At 62.3% G+C, this 21,823-nt stretch carries 18 protein-coding genes; 7 read left to right on the top strand and 11 right to left on the bottom strand.

What is annotated here, in order from left to right; genetic code table 11:
* The first annotated feature begins 5 nt into the window (after positions 1-5).
* Complete coding sequence (locus CO670_RS04095) at positions 6-812, top strand: DUF72 domain-containing protein (RefSeq protein WP_097589085.1); 807 nt, start codon at positions 6-8, stop codon at positions 810-812.
* 137 nt (positions 813-949) lie between these two features.
* On the opposite strand, the gene CO670_RS04090 is transcribed toward CO670_RS04095, so the two are convergent.
* Together CO670_RS04090 and CO670_RS04085 are read right to left on the bottom strand one after the other, a co-directional pair.
* Positions 950-1,972: a DUF808 domain-containing protein gene (locus tag CO670_RS04090; RefSeq protein ID WP_097589084.1), complete on the bottom strand. Its 1,023-nt coding sequence runs from the start codon at positions 1,970-1,972 to the stop codon at positions 950-952.
* 156 nt (positions 1,973-2,128) lie between these two features.
* Entirely contained in the window at positions 2,129-3,598 is a 1,470-nt protein-coding gene (locus CO670_RS04085) for an NAD(P)H-hydrate dehydratase (RefSeq protein ID WP_097589083.1), read from the bottom strand.
* 344 nt (positions 3,599-3,942) lie between these two features.
* Here CO670_RS04085 and CO670_RS04080 point away from each other — a divergent pair, with 344 nt between their 5' ends.
* The 3 genes from CO670_RS04080 (at position 3,943) to hspQ (ending at position 6,262) form a co-directional block, all read left to right on the top strand.
* Positions 3,943-4,281 (top strand): P-II family nitrogen regulator, encoded by a 339-nt coding sequence (locus CO670_RS04080; RefSeq protein WP_003539626.1) that lies wholly within the window; start codon positions 3,943-3,945, stop codon positions 4,279-4,281.
* Between the two features lie 81 nt (positions 4,282-4,362).
* The gene (gene glnA / locus CO670_RS04075) at positions 4,363-5,772 is read left to right on the top strand and encodes a type I glutamate--ammonia ligase (protein ID WP_088674033.1); all 1,410 of its coding nucleotides are present in this window, start codon (positions 4,363-4,365) and stop codon (positions 5,770-5,772) included.
* A gap of 160 nt (positions 5,773-5,932) precedes the next feature.
* Positions 5,933-6,262: a heat shock protein HspQ gene (gene hspQ / locus CO670_RS04070; RefSeq protein ID WP_008526562.1), complete on the top strand. Its 330-nt coding sequence runs from the start codon at positions 5,933-5,935 to the stop codon at positions 6,260-6,262.
* Between the two features lie 341 nt (positions 6,263-6,603).
* On the opposite strand, the gene CO670_RS04065 is transcribed toward hspQ, so the two are convergent.
* Together CO670_RS04065 and CO670_RS33625 are read right to left on the bottom strand one after the other, a co-directional pair.
* Complete coding sequence (locus CO670_RS04065; protein WP_097589260.1) at positions 6,604-7,269, bottom strand: invasion associated locus B family protein; 666 nt, start codon at positions 7,267-7,269, stop codon at positions 6,604-6,606.
* Between the two features lie 126 nt (positions 7,270-7,395).
* The gene (locus CO670_RS33625) at positions 7,396-7,524 is read right to left on the bottom strand and encodes a hypothetical protein (protein WP_280951318.1); all 129 of its coding nucleotides are present in this window, start codon (positions 7,522-7,524) and stop codon (positions 7,396-7,398) included.
* A gap of 29 nt (positions 7,525-7,553) precedes the next feature.
* Here CO670_RS33625 and CO670_RS04060 point away from each other — a divergent pair, with 29 nt between their 5' ends.
* Both CO670_RS04060 and CO670_RS04055 read left to right on the top strand, forming a co-directional pair.
* The gene (locus CO670_RS04060; RefSeq protein WP_097589082.1) at positions 7,554-9,356 is read left to right on the top strand and encodes an extracellular solute-binding protein; all 1,803 of its coding nucleotides are present in this window, start codon (positions 7,554-7,556) and stop codon (positions 9,354-9,356) included.
* A gap of 64 nt (positions 9,357-9,420) precedes the next feature.
* Positions 9,421-10,092 (top strand): DsbA family oxidoreductase, encoded by a 672-nt coding sequence (locus CO670_RS04055; protein WP_097589081.1) that lies wholly within the window; start codon positions 9,421-9,423, stop codon positions 10,090-10,092.
* 18 nt (positions 10,093-10,110) lie between these two features.
* On the opposite strand, the gene CO670_RS04050 is transcribed toward CO670_RS04055, so the two are convergent.
* The 3 genes from CO670_RS04050 to CO670_RS04040 all read right to left on the bottom strand — a co-directional run bounded on the left by CO670_RS04050 (position 10,111) and on the right by CO670_RS04040 (position 14,506).
* A complete protein-coding gene (locus CO670_RS04050; protein WP_097589080.1) occupies positions 10,111-10,602 on the bottom strand; it encodes an OsmC family protein in 492 nt (163 codons plus the stop codon).
* A 98-nt stretch (positions 10,603-10,700) separates the two neighbouring features.
* The gene (mfd, locus tag CO670_RS04045) at positions 10,701-14,204 is read right to left on the bottom strand and encodes a transcription-repair coupling factor (RefSeq protein ID WP_097589079.1); all 3,504 of its coding nucleotides are present in this window, start codon (positions 14,202-14,204) and stop codon (positions 10,701-10,703) included.
* Positions 14,201-14,506, bottom strand: a complete 306-nt coding sequence (locus CO670_RS04040; protein WP_097589078.1) for a succinate dehydrogenase assembly factor 2 — start codon at positions 14,504-14,506, stop codon at positions 14,201-14,203. Before CO670_RS04040 ends, mfd begins: the two co-directional genes overlap by 4 nt.
* Positions 14,507-14,598: 92 nt before the next feature.
* Between CO670_RS04040 and recG the strand changes: the two genes are divergently transcribed.
* The gene (gene recG / locus CO670_RS04035) at positions 14,599-16,704 is read left to right on the top strand and encodes an ATP-dependent DNA helicase RecG (RefSeq protein WP_097589077.1); all 2,106 of its coding nucleotides are present in this window, start codon (positions 14,599-14,601) and stop codon (positions 16,702-16,704) included.
* Between the two features lie 39 nt (positions 16,705-16,743).
* On the opposite strand, the gene CO670_RS04030 is transcribed toward recG, so the two are convergent.
* The 4 genes from CO670_RS04030 to CO670_RS04015 form a co-directional block, all read right to left on the bottom strand.
* Entirely contained in the window at positions 16,744-17,451 is a 708-nt protein-coding gene (locus CO670_RS04030) for a DUF502 domain-containing protein (RefSeq protein WP_097589076.1), read from the bottom strand.
* A 134-nt stretch (positions 17,452-17,585) separates the two neighbouring features.
* Positions 17,586-19,412: a glutamine--fructose-6-phosphate transaminase (isomerizing) gene (glmS, locus tag CO670_RS04025; protein WP_097589075.1), complete on the bottom strand. Its 1,827-nt coding sequence runs from the start codon at positions 19,410-19,412 to the stop codon at positions 17,586-17,588.
* A 110-nt stretch (positions 19,413-19,522) separates the two neighbouring features.
* Positions 19,523-20,884, bottom strand: a complete 1,362-nt coding sequence (gene glmU / locus CO670_RS04020) for a bifunctional UDP-N-acetylglucosamine diphosphorylase/glucosamine-1-phosphate N-acetyltransferase GlmU (protein ID WP_097589074.1) — start codon at positions 20,882-20,884, stop codon at positions 19,523-19,525.
* Positions 20,885-21,037: 153 nt separating this feature from the next.
* Entirely contained in the window at positions 21,038-21,823 is a 786-nt protein-coding gene (locus CO670_RS04015) for a FadR/GntR family transcriptional regulator (protein WP_097589073.1), read from the bottom strand.

Here is a 21,823-nt window from a genome sequence, read left to right as displayed (position 1 = left end):
ACGACATGACGAAATCCGGCACTATCCGCACCGGCATCGGCGGCTGGACCTTCGAGCCCTGGCGCGGGCATTTCTTTCCTGATGACCTCAAACAGAAGGACGAGCTGCATTATGCCAGCCGCCAGTTGAAGGTCATCGAGGTCAACGGCACCTATTACAGCACGCAAAAGCCTGCGGTCTTTGCGAAATGGGCGGCGGATGTGCCCGACGGGTTCATTTTTTCGCTGAAGGCGACGCGGTTCGTCACCAATCGGCGGGTGCTCGCCGAGGCCGGTGAATCGATGGAGCGCTTCCTCTCGTCCGGGATCAGCGAACTCGGCGACCATCTCGGGCCGCTGCTCTGGCAGTTCGCACCGACCAAGAAGTTCGATGCGGAGGATTTCGAGGCCTTCCTGAAGCTGCTGCCGGAAAAGCAGGACGGGCTGAAGCTGCAGCACGTCGTCGAGGTGCGCCACGATTCCTTCAAGGTACCGGAGTTCGTCGCGCTGCTGGCAAAATACGGCGTGGCGCCTGTTTGCGCCGAACATTTCGAATATCCGATGATCGCCGATGTGACGGCCGATTTCGTCTATGCGAGGCTGCAGAAAGGATCGGATGACATTCCCACCTGCTACCCCGACAAGGACCTGAAGGCCTGGGCAAAGCGGCTCGAGACCTGGGCCGAAGGCAAGGTCCCGGACGATCTGCCGCTGATCGATAAGGATGGCAAGGTGAAGGCCGAACCGCGCGATGTCTTCGCCTTCATGATCCATGAGGGCAAGGTCAATGCGCCGCATGGAGCGATCGCCCTGCAGCAGGCATTGGCGAAATAGTCAGTTCATCGCTGGGCGATGACCGCATGGGCAATCATCGCCGCATGCGGATCACTATTCGTCCGTTTCAAGCGCAGGCTGGATGGAACGTCGGGAAAGCCGCGGCATTTGAGACCGCTGAAGCATTTTGAGTTGCTTCACTTCTTCTCGTCCGCCAGCGCTTCTTTTTGCCGGCGGCGAGGCAGAAGCGATTTGAGATATCGCCACGCCGGCGAGACGACGTAGCCTGCGAGCGGGATTGCGACCAGACCGGCAACGATACCGATAATGCCCGCTCCCGCGGCCTCGACGATCCAGCGCAGCACGGATGGCAGAACGGGAACGGCATGCGCAATCGCCTCGCCGGCATCATGGATCAGATGCGCAAGGCCGCCGAACCCATAAGCTTCGAGGCCATGAACGATGATGCCGCCGCCGACCCAGATCATGGCGGCGGTTCCGACGATGCCGAGGAGTTTCAGGAAATAAGGCATGCCAGTGACAAGGCCCTTTCCGATCGAACGCAGGATGGCGCCCATCGCAGATGCGGTGCGCACGCGCGCCAGCATCAGGCCGAAATCGTCTGCCTTGACGATAAGCGCCACGCCGCCATAGACAGCGGCGGTTATGCCCAATCCGACGACGGCAAGGATGACGGCCTGCGTGAGCATGCTGCCTGGCGGCACCGCACTGAGCGTAATCGCCATGATTTCGGCCGACAGAATGAAATCCGTCTTGATCGCGCCGGCGACCTTCTCGTCTTCTATCGATTTGGCATCGAGGCTTGTCGCCTCAAGTGCCGACTCGTGGGCGTGAGCCGCATGCGGCATGACCAGCGCGTAGACTTTTTCCACGCCCTCGTAGCAGAGATAAAGCCCGCCGATCATGAGCAGCGGCGTGATCGCCTGCGGCGCGACAAGGCTGAGGATGAGGGCTGCCGGGAGCAGGATCAGAAGCTTGTTCTTCAACGAACCGATGGCGATCTTGCCGATGATCGGTAATTCGCGCGCTGCCGAAAAGCCGGTGACGTAGCGCGGTGTGACTGCCGCGTCATCGATGACGACGCCCGCCGCTTTCGCGCCTGCCTTGGCGGCCTGGCCGGCAATATCGTCGAGGGACGCCGCAGCCACCTTGGCCAAAGCCGCGACATCGTCAAGAAGGGCGATCAGGCCAACACTCATTCGAGCCTCCATCGGAAGACAGACTTACACAGAAAACCGGAAATCCATTACCCCGAGACCTACTGCATAATTCCTTAAATCGAAATCGATCTAAGGAATTATGCAGTAATTTAAACTGTTGCAGCGTCGTTTGTGTCTCTGGAAAGAAGCGAGGCGCTAAAGCGGCAACACCTCGGCTGCGAGTTCCTCCGCCGTCAGCCCCTTGCCGGCGCGACGGCCGGCCTCTCCATGTAGCCAGACGCCGGCAGCCGCAGCCTCGAAAGCCGGCAGGCCCTGTGCGAGCAATCCGCCGATGATCCCCGCAAGCACGTCGCCGGAACCGGCGGTCGCGAGCCAGACCGGGGCATTGGTATTGATGAGCGCGCGCCCGTCCGGCGAGGCAATGACGGTGTCCGCCCCCTTATAAACGATGGCGGCATTGGCGCGCCGCGCGGCGGCCACGGCCTTGTCCACCTTGCCGAGCGTCTCGTCGGCGCCAATATCGGGAAAGAGCCGCGCGAACTCACCTTCATGCGGCGTCAGCACCAGACGCGGCTCGCCGTGAAAAAGATCGTAAAGCTGCTCCGGATCGTCCTTGAAGGAAGAGATGCCGTCGGCATCGAGCAGGAGCCGGCGCTCGGCAAGGACCTTGACGAAACCCCGCGCCCTGGCGCCGACGCCGAAACCGGGGCCGAGAATGAAAGTCTGTATCCGCCGGTCGGAGAGCCAGTCTTCGAGTTCGGCTTCGTCATCCACCGCATGCAGCATGACGGCGGTCAGATGCGCCGCATTCGCAGCCATCGCCGCCCGGGGGGCGGCAATCGTCACCAGACCGGCGCCGGCCTTCAGGCCCGAGATGGCCGACATGCGCGCAGCCCCCGTCTTATCGGCCTCGCCGGAAAAGACGACCAGATGGCCGCGCTTGTATTTATGGGTTTCCAATTGCTCCGCCGGCAGCACGCCCTTCCAGGCATCGGGCGTGTTCTCGGCGATGAGACCGCTCGCCTCGGCCCTGATGATGCGGGCGGGAATGCCGATGTCGAAGACCTGCAAGTCACCGCCAAGCTCCCTGCCCGGCATCAGCAGATGGCCGGGCTTGCGGGTCATGAAGGTCACTGTGTTGTGCGCATGGAAGGCAGCGCCCAGCACCTTGCCGGTGCGGCCATCGAGGCCGGAGGGCAGATCAATGGCAAGTACGGGAATACCGACCTCGGTGACGCGGCGGATCAAGGCGCGCGCATCCTCCGGCACCTCGCGGCCAAGGCCCGCACCAAACAGGCCGTCGATGACGACATCGCCTGTTGCGGGCTGGTAGAGGCGGAGCTCCCGTCCCTCCAATGTGCAGCCGGAGCGCGCCCGGGCGGCATCGCCCTTCAGCCTGGAGGGATCGCCGAGATGGAAAAGCGCCACCGCCGCTCCGCTCTCCTGCAGATGCCTTGCCGCGACATAGGCATCGCCGCCATTGTTGCCGGGGCCGCAGAGCACGACGAAACGCAGAGAGCCGGGATGAAGCCGCAACGCGGCCGCGGCGACGGCAGCACCCGCCCGCTCCATCAGGCCGAACGAATCGATGCCCGATGCGGCGGCAGCCGCATCGACGGCCGCCATTTCAGCGGGTGTGAGAAGAAGGTCTGACAGATCGCTCATTGGCCTATTCAATTCAAAAAACGCCTAAAAAACAACCGACTGAAGCGAAAAACAACAGCACCTAATTTGTGCATTTGCCTATATTTTAATCTAGGCGTTCGGTATTTTCGCGATTGCGAATGCATCGGATTTTTGTGGTTTTCAATAGGATTTTGATGAAGTGACGCGGTTTTTCCCATATGTCCGTCACCAAAACGCCTTAGAATTCCCCGCAAACGCGCCGGTTTCGTCAAAAATGGCGTCTTTTTTCGAAAAGATGGATTTCAAACTGGCATGATATCTGCATCATATCGGCCAGCGGGAAAGATCCTGCCATAACGGGAGAAGCGGAGAGACATTTTCTCATGAAAAAGATCGAAGCGATCATAAAGCCCTTCAAGCTGGACGAAGTGAAGGAAGCCCTTCAGGAAGTCGGCTTGCAGGGTATCACAGTCACGGAAGCCAAGGGCTTCGGTCGTCAGAAGGGCCACACGGAACTCTACCGCGGAGCCGAATACGTCGTCGACTTCCTGCCGAAGGTCAAAGTCGAGGTCGTGCTGGCCGACGAGAACGCGGAAGCCGTCATCGACGCGATCCGCAAGGCGGCGCAGACCGGCCGCATCGGCGACGGAAAGATCTTCGTCTCCAACGTCGAAGAGGTTATCCGCATCCGCACCGGCGAGACCGGCATCGATGCCATCTGAGCCACTTTGCCAATCGCGCAAAGTCCGATACCGTCTACGAGCACCCACCAATTTTTATCGTAAATCGGAGGAACGTATTTAATGGCGACCGCAAGCGAAATTTTGAAGCAGATCAAGGAAAACGACGTGAAGTTCGTCGATCTGCGTTTCACCGACCCGAAGGGCAAGCTGCAGCATGTGACGATGGACGTTGCCTGCGTCGATGAAGACATGTTCGCTGACGGCGTCATGTTCGACGGCTCTTCGATCGGCGGCTGGAAGGCCATCAACGAGTCCGACATGGTGCTGATGCCCGACACCGAAACGGTGCATATGGACCCGTTCTTCGCTCAGTCGACCATGGTTATCGTCTGCGACATCCTCGATCCGGTCTCCGGCGAGGCCTATAATCGCGATCCACGCGGCACCGCCAAGAAGGCCGAAGCCTATCTGAAGGCATCCGGCATCGGCGACACGATCTTCGTCGGCCCGGAAGCCGAGTTTTTCGTTTTCGACGACGTCAAGTACAAGGCCGATCCCTACAATACCGGCTTCAAGCTCGATTCGACCGAACTGCCGTCGAACGACGACACCGACTATGAGACCGGCAACCTCGGCCATCGCCCGCGCGTCAAGGGCGGCTATTTCCCGGTTCCGCCTGTCGACAGCGCCCAGGACATGCGTTCGGAAATGCTGACGGTGCTCGCCGAAATGGGCGTCGTGGTCGAAAAGCATCACCATGAGGTTGCCGCCGCCCAGCACGAACTCGGCATCAAGTTCGACACGCTGGTGCGCAACGCCGACAAGATGCAGATCTACAAATATGTCGTGCACCAGGTGGCCAACGCCTACGGCAAGACGGCAACCTTCATGCCGAAGCCGATCTTCGGCGACAACGGCTCGGGCATGCATGTGCATCAGTCGATCTGGAAGGGCGGCAAGCCGACCTTCGCCGGCGACGAATATGCAGGTCTTTCCGAAAGCTGCCTCTACTATATTGGCGGCATCATCAAGCATGCCAAGGCAATCAATGCCTTCACCAACCCGTCGACGAACTCCTACAAGCGTCTCGTGCCGGGTTACGAAGCGCCGGTCCTGCTGGCCTACTCGGCCCGCAACCGCTCGGCCTCCTGCCGCATTCCGTTCGGCTCCAACCCGAAGGCCAAGCGCGTCGAAGTCCGCTTCCCGGATCCGACTGCCAACCCCTATCTCGCCTTCGCCGCCATGCTGATGGCCGGCCTCGACGGCATCAAGAACAAGATCCATCCCGGCAAGGCCATGGACAAGGATCTCTACGATCTGCCGCCGAAGGAACTGAAGAAGATCCCGACCGTCTGCGGCTCTCTGCGCGAAGCGCTCGAAAGCCTCGACAAGGACCGCAAGTTCTTGACGGCCGGCGGCGTTTTCGACGACGACCAGATCGATGCCTTCATCGAGCTGAAGATGGCCGAAGTGATGCGTTTCGAAATGACGCCGCACCCAGTCGAATACGACATGTACTATTCGGCCTGATCGGCCCGAACACGGAAAGCCCCGGTTCACCGGGGCTTTCACCTCCCAGGTCACGAACGGCAGATGGCGAGGAGATGACGTTCATGTGACGAACGGTGCTCAAAAATCTTGATTTATGGAGCGCCAATCACCAACTTGGGTGATGAAAGGAAGTCGTACCATGAAAGAAAGAATAGCAAAATTCAGTATTGGCGAAGTGGTCCGGCACAAGGTTTTTCCGTTTCGCGGCGTCATCTTCGACGTTGATCCGGAGTTCGCGAATACGGAAGAATGGTGGAACTCCATTCCCGCCGAGGTGCGTCCGAGCAAGGACCAGCCCTTCTATCACCTGCTCGCCGAAAACGACGAGAGCGAATATGTCGCTTATGTCTCCGAGCAGAACCTGGTGAACGACGAAAGCGGCACGCCGCTGCGCAACCCGCAGATCTACCAGATTTTCGATCAGGCCCCGTCAGGGCAGTTCAAACCCAAGATGAGCTTCGCCCATTAAGTCAGGCGTTCTGATCAATGAAACACGGCCTCGCCTCTCCCAGCGAGGCCTTTTTCTTTTGGCAGCTATCCGGCTGCTGCTTTTCGCTGGGAAGTCCCTATCCGGCTGCCGCCACCTTCTCCCCGTTCTCACGGGGCGAAGGAACCAAGCGGCGACCTCTCGGTTCCCACACCTCGCGCAGGGCACGTCCCCTCTCCCCGTCAAAACGGGGAGAGGGTTAGGGTGAGGGGCAAAACCGCGGCGCAAATCGTACAACCGTGGCGCACGGCGGAGGAAGGGCGGCGGTCTAGCAACAAAAAACCCGGCCTGAAGCCGGGTTTCTATTCGATATGGCAGCAGGATTACTGCGCCTTGGCGGCCTTCTGGGCTTCTTCCAGCTTCTTGCGGGCTTCGTCAGCCTTCTTCTGCATGCCTTCCTGGAGGCTGCGCTGGCTTGCGGCGAGCTTGGATTCGGAAACCGGTTCGCCGTCATAAGCGCCAGTGAAGCCTTCGAGCGAGATCTTGATCGGGTTCGGGGCGCGGCGGAAGTTGATCGAGGTGAAGATCACGTCGCTGCCCTTCTTGAGGCTGGCGATCATCGCGTCGGTCAGCGGAATTTCGGCGGTGCACTTGTCCGGCAGGCAGACGGCGTAGTCGAGCTTCTGGCCCTTGCCGCCATCGATCTGCATGCTGATGCCGGGGGGAATCAGACGTGCGGTGGGAACCGATACCTGCAGGAGCTTGCGGTTGATCTTGCCGGAGACCGAGATCAGGCCGACAGCCGTGACGAGCTGGCCGCCATTGGCAAGGATCAGGTTCTGGACGACGCAGATGTCGTTGTCTTCCTGCTTGCTGCAGGTCTTGTACCAGCCGAGCTTCGGCGCGCCAGCGGCCTGTGCCGGGGCATCGGCCGGAGCCTGTGCCGCCGCATCCTGTGCGAAGGAGGAGACCGGTGCCGAAGCGGCGCCGAACATCACTGCCAGAACGGACAGTGCTGCCCGCATTTTCTTTTCAGACTTGAACATCATAACGAATTCCGTCTCCTGATATCCGTTCGAGGCAGCGACCTGCCGCCCCAACCATCGGGTCGTTCGGCACTCCACCTCATGGAAAAATGAGGCAAATGCATGACCCCGAAACTTCGGGTTCACCTGTTACATCGCAGCGTTCAAGATATCCAGCATTTCTTTGGCAATTTCGGGGGCAATTTCGTCGCCGTGCCAAAGAAATGGCGCCGAAGTGTTGGAATCGGTCGACCAGATGATAATCTCGCGGTGAATCATGCCCGTTTTCACGGATCAAGGATTGCCGAATGCTCCGGATCATCGTCCCTCTCGTCTTCTCGCTTCTGTGCGGCACTGTCGCCGCCGAGCCGCTGCACGGTATCGCGATGCATGGCGAGCCGGCCCTGCCGCCGGATTACAAGCACTTCCCTTACGTCAATCCGGACGTGAAGAAGGGCGGCAAGATCACCTACGGCGTCGTCGGCACTTTCGACAGCCTCAACCCGTTCATCCTGAAGAGCATGCGCACGACGGCGCGTGGTATGTGGGACCCGGAATACGGCAATCTCGTCTACGAATCGCTGATGCAGCGCTCGCGCGACGAGCCCTTCACGCTTTATGGCCTGCTGGCCGAGACGGTCGAGTGGGACGACAACAGGAGCTTCATCCAGTTCAACCTCAATCCGAAGGCGAAATGGTCCGATGGCCAGCCGGTGACGCCCGAAGACGTGATGTTCACCTTCGAGCTGATGCGCGACAAGGGCCGCGTGCCCTTCTCCAACCGCCTCAAGGTGGTCGACAAGATGGAGAAGGTCGGCGAGCACAGCGTGCGCTTTACTTTCAACGACAAGGCCGATCGTGAGACGCCTTTGATTTTCGGCCTTTTCCCGGTTCTGCCGAAACATGCGATCGATCCCGAAAACTTCGACCGCACCTCGCTGACGCCGCCGGTCGGTTCCGGCCCGTATAAGGTCAAGACGGTCAAGCCCGGCGAAAGCATCACCTATGAGCGCGACCCAAATTACTGGGGCAAAGACATTCCCGCCAAGGTCGGCACCGACAATTACGACCAGATCACTGTCCAGTATTTCCTCCAGGACACGACGCTGTTCGAGGCCTTCAAGAAGGGCGATGTCGACATCTATCCCGACGGCAACCCCGGCCATTGGGCCAATGCCTACAATTTCCCCGCGGTCACCTCGGGCGCTGCGATCAAGGACGTGTTCACGCCGAAACTGCCGAGCGGCATGCTCGGCTTCGTGTTCAACACGCGCCGGCCGATCTTTGCCGATGCGAAGGTGCGTGAAGGCCTGTCGCTGGTGTTCGATTTCGAATGGGCGAACAAGAACCTCTATTCCGGCGCCTACAAGCGCACGCAGAGCTTCTGGCAGAATTCGGAGCTTTCGAGCTTCGGCGTTCCGGCCAATGCCGCGGAGATCGCCCTGCTCGGGCCGATCAAGGACAAAATCGCGCCCGATATTCTCGACGGCACCTATAAGCTGCCAGTCACCGACGGCTCCGGCCGCGACCGCAATGTGCTGAAGCAGGCCGTCGCACTGCTGAAGCAGGGCGGTTATGCGATCCAGGGCGGCAAGATGCTCGACGCCTCCGGCCGCCAGCTCGCCTTTGAAATCATGACGCAGAATGCCGACCAGGAGAAGCTCGCCGTCGCCTATCAGCGTTCGCTGCAGGCGATCGGCATCGCGGCCTCGATCCGCACCGTCGATGATTCGCAGTATCAGAGCCGGACGAACAGCTTCGACTATGACATGATCATGAAGTCCTACACATCCTCGCTCTCACCCGGAAACGAGCAGCTCGGCCGCTGGTCTTCGGCTGCACGTACGCGCGAGGGCACGGACAGCTTTGCCGGCGCCAACGATCCCGACCTCGACACATTGATCGATCGCGTCTTGCGGGCACGCTCGGCGGAAGATTTCACCGCAGCGGTGCGCTCTTACGACCGGCTGCTGCTTTCCAGCCATTATGTGCTGCCGCTCTATCATATGGACCAGCAATGGGTGGCCCGCAGCAAGCGCATCGGCCATCCCGACACGGTGCCGCTTTACGGCTACCAGCTGCCGGTATGGTGGGATACAAGCGCCCAATAGAAGCGGACGAACGCTTCGGCCCCGATGTTTCGGCCGGAGCCGTATAGAAATAAGGAAAATCATCATGGAGCGCATCACCATCGACGTCGTCTCGGATGTCGTCTGCCCCTGGTGCTATCTCGGCAAGGCGCGGCTCGAGCTCGCCATCGCCGAGGTGCAGGACGAGGTCGGCGTCGACATCAACTGGCGCCCCTACCGGCTCAACCCCGACTATCCCAAGGAAGGCGTCGACCAGAAGAAGGCGCTGGCTGCGAAGCTCGGCGGCGAGGAGCGCGTGGCGCAGGCGCACAAGATGCTCACGGATCTCGGCCGCGAGGTCGGCATCGCCTTCGATTTCGAGGCGATCAAGATCGGCCCGAACACGCTCGACGCCCATCGGCTGATCCACTGGGCGATGATCGAGGGCCGCGAAAAGCAGGACCGGGTCGTCGCCGCCTTGTTCAAGGCCAACTTCGAAGAAGGCCGCAATGTCGGCGATCATGCGGTGCTGCTCGATATCGCCGAAAAAGCCGGCCTCGACCGCTCGGTCATCGCCTCGCTGCTCGCCTCCGATGCCGATCGCGACCTGATCGTGGCCGAGATTCAAGCGGCACAGGAAATGGGCGTCAACGGCGTGCCCTTCTTCATCTTCGACCAGCAGTACGCGGTCAGCGGCGCCCAGACGCCCGACGTGCTTGCGGGTGCGCTGCGCGATATCGCCAAGGCGAAAGCCGAGGCGCGATCAGGGCTCAACTGAGGTTAGACCTCGTCACGATTAGCCGCGCCTCTCTGACGCCGCTCGCCCTAAAACCGGAATGCAACGCACCTCGGTCTTCACCGAATTGGCGATGAAGCATTCGTCGTGGGCGCGGTGGTGCAGGGTTTCGAGTTCGCTCAATGAGGGCTGCTTGTTACCTGAGAAGACGACGTTTGGATGGAGCGTCACGACAGTCATGGCAAGGCGGCCTTCGGCGTTCTTTTCCATGACGCCTTCCGCGGCATCGGTGTAGCTGTCGATGCAAAAACCCTGTTTGGCGGCGATCGACAGGAACCAGAGCATGTGGCAGCTGGAGAGCGAGGCGACGAAGGCCTCCTCCGGATCGATGGCGTCTTCGGCGGAATAAGGCAGCGGAACGACATGCGAGGATGAGGACGCCCTTACCTCGATGCCGCCGTCGAAGGTCCAGCGGTGGGCGCGGCTATAGCGGTTGTCTGTGAAGGTCTCGCCGTTTCGCTGCCAGGCGATCGTTGCGCCGTATGTCGCCATCTCGCTTTCCTCCGATCTCTTTGTCCTTACGCATTCCCGGCAAAAGCGCTTCGCGCTTTGCCTGGCAAAACCGCTGCGCACTTTTGCTGGAACTGCTTCTATTTCGCCATCTCGGCCAGTTGCGTCATGATAACGGCAGCGCCCTGCAGGCGTTTTTCCGGGGTCGGCAGGTCGCGGGTCAGGAACAGGCTGTGGTCGGGGCGGATCTTCGCCATCGTGCCCTGCTTGCCGATATAGCCGACGAGGTTTGCCGGGTTGGGGAATTCCTTGTTGCGGAACTGCACGACGACGCCCTTCGGGCCGGCATCGAGCTTTTCGACATTGGCGGTGCGGCAGAGCGACTTGATGTAGACGATCTTCAGGAGATGCTGGACTTCGACCGGCATCGGCCCGAAGCGGTCGATCATCTCGGCGCCGAAGGCGTCGATCTCCTTGAGTTCGGTGATTTCGCCGAGACGGCGATAAAGCGCCATGCGCAGATGCAGGTCGGGCACGTAACCATCCGGGATCATGACCGTCGTGCCGACGGAGATCTGCGGCGACCAGCCGGTGTCGTGAATCTCGTCGACACCCTTGACCTCGGCGACCGCCTCTTCCAGCATCTGCTGATAGAGTTCGAAGCCGACCTCCTTGATGTGGCCGGACTGTTCCTCCCCAAGCAGATTGCCGGCGCCGCGGATATCGAGGTCGTGGCTTGCCAGCTGGAAGCCGGCGCCGAGCGTATCGAGCGACTGCAGCACCTTGAGCCGGCGTTCGGCCGTGGCCGTCAGTACCTTGTTGACAGGCAAGGTGAAGAGCGCGAAGGCGCGCACCTTCGAACGGCCGACGCGGCCGCGCAGCTGATAGAGCTGCGCAAGGCCGAACATATCGGCGCGGTGGACGATCAGCGTATTGGCTGTCGGCACATCGAGGCCGGATTCGACAATGGTGGTCGACAGCAGCACGTCGTAGCGGCCTTCGTAGAAGGCGTTCATGATGTCTTCCAGCTCGCCGGCCGGCATCTGGCCGTGAGCGACAGCGACCTTCAGTTCCGGCACGTCGGACTGCAGGAAAGCGTGCACATCGGCGAGGTCGGCAAGCCTCGGGCAGACATAGAAGCTTTGGCCGCCGCGATAGTGCTCGCGCATCAGCGTCTCGCGGATGACGAGGCTATCGAAAGGCGAGATGAAGGTGCGCACCGCCATACGATCGACCGGCGGCGTGGTGATCAGCGACAGTTCGCGCACGCCGGTCATGGCGAGCTGCAGCGTGCGCGGGATCGGTGTGGCCGACAGCGTCAGCACATGCACATCGCTCTTCAGCTCCTTCAGCCGCTCCTTGTGCTTGACACCGAAATGCTGCTCTTCGTCGATAACAAGCAGGCCGAGATTGGCGAATTTGATGCCGGCGCCGAGCAGCGCATGGGTGCCGACGACGATATCGGTCTTGCCTTCGGCCACCTCTTTCTTGGTCAGCGCCAGTTCCTTCGATCCGACAAGGCGCGAGGCCTGCTGGACGCGCACCGGCAGGCCGCGGAAACGCTCGGAAAAGGTCTTGAAATGCTGGCGGGCGAGCAGCGTCGTCGGCACGACGACGGCGACCTGGACACCGTTCATCGCCGCGACGAAAGCGGCGCGCAGCGCCACTTCCGTCTTGCCGAAGCCGACGTCGCCGCATACGAGGCGGTCCATCGGCCGGCCGGCGCCGAGATCGGAGCGCACGGCGTCGATGGCGTTGTCCTGGTCCTCGGTCTCGTCATAGGGGAAGCGGGCGGCAAATTCGTCGTAGAGGCCGTCCGGCGCCGTCAGCATCGGCGCATGACGCGTCAGGCGCTCGGCGGCGATGCGGATCAGCGCATCGGCCATGTCGAGCAGGCGCCGCTTGAGCTTGGCCTTGCGCATCTGCCATGCGCCGCCGCCGAGCTTGTCGAGCTGGGCCTCGGTGCCCTCGCCGCCGTAGCGGGAGAGAAGATCGATGTTTTCGACCGGCAGGAAAAGCTTGGCTTCGTCTGCATATTGCAGTTCGAGACAGGCATGCGGGGCGCCTGCCGCTTCGATGGTCCTGAGGCCGACAAACCGGCCGATGCCGTGTTCGGCGTGGACGACGATCGAGCCCTCGTCCAGGCCCGCAACCTCCGAGATGAAATCGGCGGCACGCTTGCGGCGCTTGGAGCGGCGCACCATGCGGTCGCCGAGGATATCCTGTTCACCGATGACGACGAGATCGCCGGCCTCGAAGCCGGATTCGAGATTGAGCACGGCAGCGGCCGCCTCGCCTCTCGCCAGGGAGCCGATATCCTTCAGCGCCTCGATCGGCTTGACCTTTTCGAGGCCATGTTCGTTCAGCACCTGCAGCAGGCGTTCCAGCGAGCCCTCGGTCCAGGCGGTAACGAGAACCTTGCCGCCGCCGGCACGGCGGTCGGCAATATGCTTGACGACCGCATCGAAGACGTTGACGCGTTCCGCATCGCCGCCGCCTTCGGCATTGGAACGCGCCCAGCGCTGCCCCTGGCGGGCGTCGACATTGATTACCCGCCGCGCCTCGCCCTCATGCTCGTTGAAGGGGCTGATGCGGATCGCGCCGAGCGCGTCCAGGGTTTTCGTGAAGAGCTTGCTGTCGAGATAGAGCTGGCCCGGCGTCACCGGCTTGTAGGGCGTGCCCTGCGCCATCTGGCCCTTGGCCGGCTGGCCGGAATTCAGGCGGGCATCATAGTAATCGAGGACAAGCTTGGAGCGCTCCTCGGCCGCCTCGCGCACCGTATGGTCGGTGACGATGCGGAAGCCGCTGAGATAATCGAAGACGGTATCGAGCTTCTCATAGAAGAACGGCAGCCAATGCTCCATGCCGGGATAACGGCGGCCTTCGGAGACTGCGAGATAAAGCGCGTCGTCGCGTGTCGCCGCGCCAAAGGCCGAGAGGTAATTCTTGCGGAAGCGGCTGATCGTATCCGGCGTCAGCGTCACCTCGCTCATCGGGTTGAGATCGAGGGAGCGCACCTGCCCGGTCGTGCGCTGGCTCGCCGGATCGAAGCTGCGGATCGATTCCAGCGTATCGCCGAAGAAATCGAGGCGGACCGGCTCTTCCGAACCCGGCACGAAGACATCGAGAATGCCGCCGCGCACGGCATATTCGCCGACCTCGCGAACGGTCGCGACGCGATCGAAGCCATTGCGCTCCAGCCGGCCGGCGAGATCGTCCATGCGCAACTGGTTGCCGGGGCGAGCCGAAAAGCTCAGGCTCTCGATGACGTCGTGCGGCGCCACCTTCTGCAGCATGGCATTGGCGGTGACGAGCACGATCGCCGCATGCGGTTTCTTGCGATGGGCGATGAGGCCGCCGAGTGCGGCAAGCCGGCGGGCGGAAGTATCGGCGCTCGGCGAGACGCGGTCATAGGGCAGGCAGTCCCAGGCCGGCAGGGTGAGAACCGGAATGTCGGGGGCGACGAAGCCCAGCATCTGCTCGAGATCGGCCATGCGGTGGCCGTCGGACATGACATAGGCGACCGGCTCTCCCGTGCGGGCGAGTTCGGCGAGCAGCAGCGGTTCGAGGCCGGCAGGCACATTGCCGATCGTCAGCGGCTCGGCAATGGCCGCAAGCTTCTTCGCATCGAAACTAGGGATCATTCCGGGGTCCTGAGGGGCTTATCGAAATCGGGGGTGTAGGCGGCGAGGCGGGCAAACATCGGTGTCTGGAAACGCTCGGGAACCGGCCATGTTCCCATGATCCAGCGAAGAAGGTCGTTGTCCTCTTCCGCCATGATCGTCTCGAACTCGTCAAGCTCGGTTTCCGAAAGCGTCGCGATCTCGGCCTCGGCGAACTGGCCGAAGACCAGGTCCATTTCCCGGATGCCGCGATGCCAGCAGCGGAAAAGGATGCGGCGGCGGCGCGGGTCGAGACCGGCACTCGTGAGCGTGACACCTGTCATGGCATTACCTTCCTGTTGATGCGCCTCTATAGACCCTGGAAAGCGGCTTGTCAGCCTTGCCAAGGCCGCATTGTTCATCGCATTTTGGCCGCATGCGCCCCGCCATTCTCGATCCTCTGTTTTCTCCCGTTTCGGGCCTTCCGGGCGTTGGCCCGAAGATCGCCGAACTGCTGGTCAAGCTGCTCGGGCGCGAGACGCCGGAGGATTGCCGGACCATCGATCTCCTCTTCCACGCGCCCTTTTCACTGATCGACCGGCGCAACCAGCCGGGAATCGCCCGTGCGCCGCAGGGGGCGATCGTGACGATCACGGCACGCGTAGACCGGCACCAGCCAGCGCCGCGCGGCAAGAGCAATGTTCCCTACCGCGTCTTCCTGCATGACGAGACCGGCGAACTGACGCTGGTCTTCTTCCGCGGACAGGCAGCTTGGCTAGAAAAGCAGCTGCCCATCGACGCGGACGTGACCGTCAGCGGCAAGGTCGACTGGTTCAACGGCCGCGCCTCGATGGTGCATCCCGACTATATCGTCAAAGCGGAGGAAGCGGAGAACCTGCCGCTGGTCGAGCCGATCTATCCGCTGACGGCGGGGCTTTCGCCGAAGACATTGCGCAAGATCATCGACGCCGCCCTGCCGCGCTTTCCCGAGCTGCCGGAATGGATCGATCCGGCGCTGGCGCAGAAGCAGGGGCTGCCGCCGATCCGCGACAGCTTCCATATGCTGCACGAGCCGCGCGACCCCTCCGATATCGATCCGCAGGCCCCTGCCCGGCGGCGGCTCGCCTATGACGAATTCCTCGCCGGCCAGCTTTCGCTGAGCCTGGTGCGCCAGAGGCTGCGCAAAGTGGCGGGCCAGCCGGTGCATGCGACGGGTGCGGTCAGCGGCAGAATCCTGAAAACGCTGCCCTTCTCGCCCACATCAAGCCAGAACGAGGCGATCGCCGACATTCTGAAGGACATGGCGGGTACCGAGCGCATGCTGCGGCTGCTGCAGGGCGATGTCGGCTCCGGCAAGACGCTGGTGGCGCTGATGTCGATGGCGGCGGTGATCGAGAGCGGCGGGCAGGCCGTGCTGATGGCGCCGACCGAAATCCTGGCGCGCCAGCACCACGCGACGATTTCGAAATTCGCCGCCTCCGCCGGGCTCGGCATCGAGGTGCTGACCGGGCGCACCAAGGGACGGGAACGGGAGGAGATCCTGGAGCGCATCGCCTCGGGTGCCGCGCAGATCATCATCGGCACGCATGCGCTGTTCCAGGACACCGTTTCTTACGCCAATCTGATGCTCGCCGTCGTCGACGAGCAGCACCGTTTCGGCGTGCACCAGCGGCTCAGGCTGACGGCCAAGGGGATCTCGCCGCACATGCTCGTCATGACGGCAACGCCGATCCCGCGCACCCTGGTGCTTGCCGCCTTCGGCGACATGGACGTTTCCAAGCTCACCGAGAAACCGGCCGGCCGCAAACCGATCCAGACGATCACCGTACCGATGGAGCGGACCGGCGAGATCGTCGGGCGGCTGCAGAGCGCGATCGCCGAAGGCAAGAAGGCCTACTGGATCTGCCCGCTGGTCGAAGAATCCGAAGAGCTCGACCTGATGTCGGCCGAGGAGCGGCATGCGACACTGGTTGCCGCCCTCGGCCCCGACATCGGCCTCATCCACGGCCGCATGAGCGGACCGGAGAAGGATGCGGCGATGATGGCCTTCAAGAACGGCGAGACCCGGCTTCTCGTCGCCACCACCGTCGTCGAAGTCGGCGTCGATGTGCCGGATGCTTCGATCATGGTGATCGAACATGCCGAACGTTTCGGCCTGGCGCAGTTGCACCAGCTGCGCGGCCGGGTCGGGCGCGGCGACGAGGCCTCGACCTGCATCCTGCTCTACAAGGGACCGCTCGGCGAGACCGGCCATGCCAGGCTTTCGATCATGCGCGAGACTGAGGACGGTTTCCGCATCGCCGAGGAAGACCTGAAGCTGCGCGGCGAAGGCGAGTTGCTCGGCACCCGCCAATCCGGCACGCCGGGCTTCCGCATCGCCAGCCTCGAGGCGCATGCCGACCTGCTGGAAATCGCCCGCAAGGATGCGGCCTATCTCATCGAGCGCGATCCGGAGTTGACGAGCGAAAGAGGACAGGCGATCCGCACCCTGCTCTATCTCTTCCGCCGCGACGAGGCGATCCGGTTCTTGAGAGCGGGATAAAGCGCGCCAAAACCGCTAAACAGGTTTGGGCGACATGCATCAATCTGCCTTCGAGACCGCCACCGGCTTCGGCCGCGGCAGATGCTTCTGCTTCGTCTCGGACGGCTTGTGCTCGGGGGCGACGAGGCCGCCCGATATCAGGAACTTGGCGGCATCTTCCGGGCTCATATCGAGCATGACAATCTTCTCGCGTGGCACGAAGATCAGGAAGCCTGCCGTCGGTACGGGCGTCGGCGGCAGGAAGACGGCGACCATATCCTGGCCCATGGCGTTGAATTTCGAGGCTATCTCGCCCTTGGCGTCGGTGGCGACGAAAACCAGCGCCCAGAGGCCGGGACCGGGATATTCGATGAGGCCGACCTTCTTGAAGGAATTCGACTGCTCCTTCAGCACGGTTTCGAAAATCTGCTTCACGCTTCTGTAGATCGTTCGCACCAGAGGCATGCGCTGGACGATCGATTCGCCGAAGCGGACGATGCTCTGGCCAATGAGGTTCTTGCCGAGGAAGCCGACGACGGTGATCAGCACGACAGCGATCAGCAGGCCGAAACCGGGAATGGCGAAATTGAGATAGCTTTCCGGATTCCAGCGCGCCGGAATATAGGGTCGGACCCAGCTATCCGACCAGTGGATGAAGGTCCAGGTCAGCCAGATGGTAATCGCGATCGGCGCGCAGATGATCAGGCCTGCGAGAAAATTGTTCCTCAGCCGGGTCGCGACCGGCATTCTGGGGGCGTTGTCGGCCATCATCTCCCGATGAACTCCATCTCAGTCCTGGACGGGTCGGAACGCCGGCCCTTCCCCCTTGTCCGCACACCAAAATTGCCAGAATTCGGGGCGTCGCACAATATGTTTCGACGCGAAGGTCCGGTCCTCAAAGCTTATTCCACGGTCACGGATTTCGCCAGATTGCGGGGCTGATCGACATCGGTGCCCATGAAGACGGCGGTGTGATAGGCGAGCAGCTGGATCGGCAGCGAGAAGATCATCGGCGCGATGATTTCGTCGACGACAGGCAGGGTAATCGTCGCCATGGTCGGCAATTTGGAGGCCGCCGCCCCCGCCTCGTCGGTGATGAAGATGATGCGGCCGCCGCGGGCTGCGACCTCCTGCATGTTGGAGACGGTCTTTTCGAAGAAGCGGTCGTAGGGGGCGATGACGATAACAGGCATGTTCTCGTCGATCAGCGCGATCGGCCCGTGCTTCAGCTCGCCGGCAGCATAGCCTTCGGCGTGGATATAGGAAATTTCCTTGAGCTTCAGCGCGCCTTCCATGGCGAGCGGGAAACTGGTGCCGCGGCCGAGATAAAGCACGTCCTTGCACTTCGACAATTCGCGCGACAGGCTTTCCATCTGCGGCTGGATGAGGTTCAGCACCCGGCTCATGATGCGCGGCATCTCGGCGAGATGGCGCACCAGCGCCCTCTCCTCCTCAGTGCTGACCGTGCCGCGCGCCTTGCCGGCGCCGATGGCGAGCGAGGCCAGCACGGCAAGCTGGCAGGTGAAGGCCTTGGTCGAGGCGACGCCGATTTCCGGACCCGCCATGATCGGGAAGACGGCATCGGATTCGCGGGCGATCGTCGATTCGCGGACATTGACGACCGCGCCGATCTTCAGGCCGTTGTCGCGGCAATAGCGCAGCGATGCCAGCGTGTCGGCGGTCTCGCCGGACTGCGAGATGAAGAGCGCTGCCTGCGAGGGCGAAAGCGGCATTTCGCGGTAGCGGAATTCGGAGGCGACGTCGATCTCGACCGGCAGGCGGGCATAACGCTCGAACCAGTATTTGCCGACGAGGCCGGCGAGATAGGCGGTGCCGCAGGCCGAGATCGCCAGGCCGCTCGCCGCCTTGAAGTCGATCGCCGCGGCATTGGCGCCGATCGTGTTCTCGGCGAAATCGACATAATGGCTGAGCGCATGGGAGATCACCTCCGGCTGCTCGTAGATTTCCTTTTCCATGAAGTGGCGGTGATTGCCCTTGTCGACGACATAGGCGGTCGCCTGCGAGATCTGGCGAGCGCGCTTGACCGGCTTGCCGGTGAAATCGAGCACCGAGACGCCGTCGCGGGTGATGACGGTGCAGTCGCCGTCGACGAGATAGGTGATCTCATTGGTGAAGGGCGAGAGCGCGATCGCATCCGAACCCAGGAACATCTCGCCGCGGCCGTAGCCGACGGCAAGTGGCGGGCCGGAGCGGGCGGCCATGATCGTGCCGGGATCGGCCTTGAGCATGACGGCCAGCGCATAGGCGCCGGTCACCCGGTTCAGCATCTTCAGCATGGCGGCGCGTGGCTCGAGGCCCTCGCGCAGATATTTCGCCATCAGCTGGGCGACAACCTCGGTGTCGGTCTGGGTTTCGAAGACCGCGCCCTCCTCCGTCAGTTCGTCGCGAAGCTCGGAGAAATTCTCGATGATGCCGTTATGGACGACGGCAACACCTTCGACGAAATGCGGATGGGCGTTGGTCTCGTTCGGAACGCCATGGGTCGCCCAGCGCGTATGGGCAATACCGACGGTGCCGGGCAGCGGTTCGGCGTCGAGGCGCTTTTCCAGGTTGAAGAGCTTGCCCTCGGCGCGGCGGCGATCCATCACGCCCTCGTGGATGGTGGCGACACCGGCGGAATCATAGCCGCGATATTCGAGACGCTTCAGCGCATCGACCAGGCGCCCGGCAACAGGCTGAGTTCCGACGATCCCCACAATTCCGCACATATAACATCCCCACAAGGCTTCGATAGCGAGGCCAGTCCTACTGATTTCTGCTTATTTCTCAATGGCCTCGGCGGTCACTTTCAATTTCCGCCGGTTACGCAAAGCGTCCCTCAGACTTTCGCCTTCTTCGCGGCCTTGATGGCGAGCGCACGCTCGCGCAGCAGCGTTGCGCGGCCGGGCTTGATCTCCTGCCGGGCGCGGCCGAGGGCCAGCGCGTCGGCCGGCACATCGGCGGTGATGACGCTGCCGGAGCCGACATAGGCGCCGTCGCCAATCGTCACCGGCGCCACCAGCGACGAGTTGGAGCCGATGAAGGCGTTCTCGCCGATCACCGTCTCGCTCTTGTTGACGCCGTCATAATTGCAGGTGATCGTGCCGGCACCGATATTGCTGCCGGCGCCGACGACGGCATCGCCGATATAGGTCAGGTGGTTGACCTTGGCGCCCTCGCCGATCCGGCCGTTCTTGACCTCGCAGAAATTGCCGACCTTGGAGCCATTGGCGAGGTCCGCGCCCGGCCGCAGCCGCGCGAAGGGACCAACGGTCGCGCCCTCACTGACATGGGCGCCTTCGATATGTGAGAAGGCATGGATGACGGCGCCGCTGTCGATCACCGCGCCTGGACCGAAGACGACATTCGGCTCGATCAGCGCATCCTGGCCGATGACGGTGTCGTAGGAGAGAAAGACGGTTTCCGGCGCGATCATGGTGACGCCCGCCAGCATCATCTCGCGGCGGCGGCGCTCCTGCCAGAAGCGCTCGATGACGGCGAGCTCGGCGCGGTTGTTGCAGCCGGTCATCTCGATTTCCGGCGCATCGACGGCGGTGACGCGGCCGCCCAGCGAACGGGCGATCTCGACGAGGTCGGTCAGATAGAATTCGCCCTTGGCGTTGGCATTGCCGATACGCGAGAGAAGATCGAGCGCCTTGCGGCCGTTGATCGCCATCAGGCCGCTGTTGCACCAGGTCACGGTGCGCTCGGCATCGGTCGCGTCCTTCTCCTCGCGGATGGCGATGAGTTCGCCGTCCTTGACGAGCAGGCGGCCATAGCCGGTCGGCCGGTCGGTGTGGAAGCCGATGACGACGACGTCGCTGCCTTCGGCAAGACCCTGGCGGGCGGCTTTCAACGGTCCGTCGGTCTGGAGCGGCACGTCGCCATAGGTGACCAGGATATCGTCATAGCCCTTGGCGATTGCTTCACGCGCCGCCAGCACCGCATGGCCGGTGCCGAGGCGTTCCTTCTGCAGATAGGATTCGATGCCGACGCCGCCTATGCTCGCTGCCTTCGCGACGTCCTCGGCATCACGGCCGACGACGAGTGCGACGGACGAGATGCCGGCGGAGGCAACTGCCTCGACCACATGGGCGATCATCGGCCGTCCGGCGACCGGATGCAGCACCTTCGATTTCGAGGATTTCATCCGCGTGCTGTCACCGGCGGCGAGAATGACGGCAAGACAAGTGCGTTCCATGATTTGCTCCGCGAATCCGCGCCATGAGGCGGCTTTCCTGCCTCATACTGCATAATTTCTTAAATCGGAATCGATTTGCGGATAAATTATGCGGCAGCGACAGCGTCCCTTGCGCGTCTCAAAGATGCGCGGCGCCGTAAGTACGCAAAGCCTTCACAAAGGTGAAATTGCAGCCGAGATCGGACCTGTAACGGCTTCGGACCCGCGGGCCGCGAAGGCCTCGCGCACATGATCGCGGCCGTCCACGATCACATCTTCCATCGCACGCCGCGCGGCAGCGCTGTTGCCGGAAACGATCGCATCGACGATGCGCATGTGCGTGTCGGCAATATTGGCGAAACCGTTCTCCGACGGCGGCGTGCTCATGCGGAACATGCCGACGAGGGCCGCCTCGATGAGGCTGCCGAGGGTCCGCATGAAAGGGTTGTGCGAGGCTTCGGCGATCGCCAGATGAAAGCGCAGATCCGCGAGCGCCATGCTGTCGGCGGTATGGCCGCTTGCCGCCATCTCGAGCGCCAAGCTGCGCAGCATCTCGATATCCTCGGCATTCGCCCGTTCGGCGACGAGGCCGGCCGCGAAGGGCTCAAAGGCAAGGCGGATATCGTAGAGCTGCAGCAGAAATTCTTCCGTCACGCCATTGTCGAAGTGCCAGGCGATGATCTCGCTGTCGAACATGTTCCAGAGGTTCTTCTCGGTCACCCGGGTGCCGACACGCGCCTTGGCAACGACCATGCCCTTGGCGGCGAGCGTTTTCATCGTCTCGCGCAGCACCGTGCGCGACACCTTGAAGCGCTGCGCAAGCTCGGTATCGCCCGGCAGGATCGAGCCGACAGGATAGGTGCCGGCGACGATCGCCTTGCCGAGCTCGTCGACCACCTGCGCGTGGCTCGTGCGGGTTCGGCGCCCTGTCTTGCTTGTCTCGATCAATTTGTTGCGCAA

It is taken from the genome of Rhizobium sp. J15 (genome assembly GCF_002531825.1).
Classification (GTDB): Bacteria; Pseudomonadota; Alphaproteobacteria; order Rhizobiales; family Rhizobiaceae; genus Rhizobium.
Note: the sequence above shows the minus strand (reverse complement) of the source record. Positions and strands in the feature narration are given on the sequence as shown.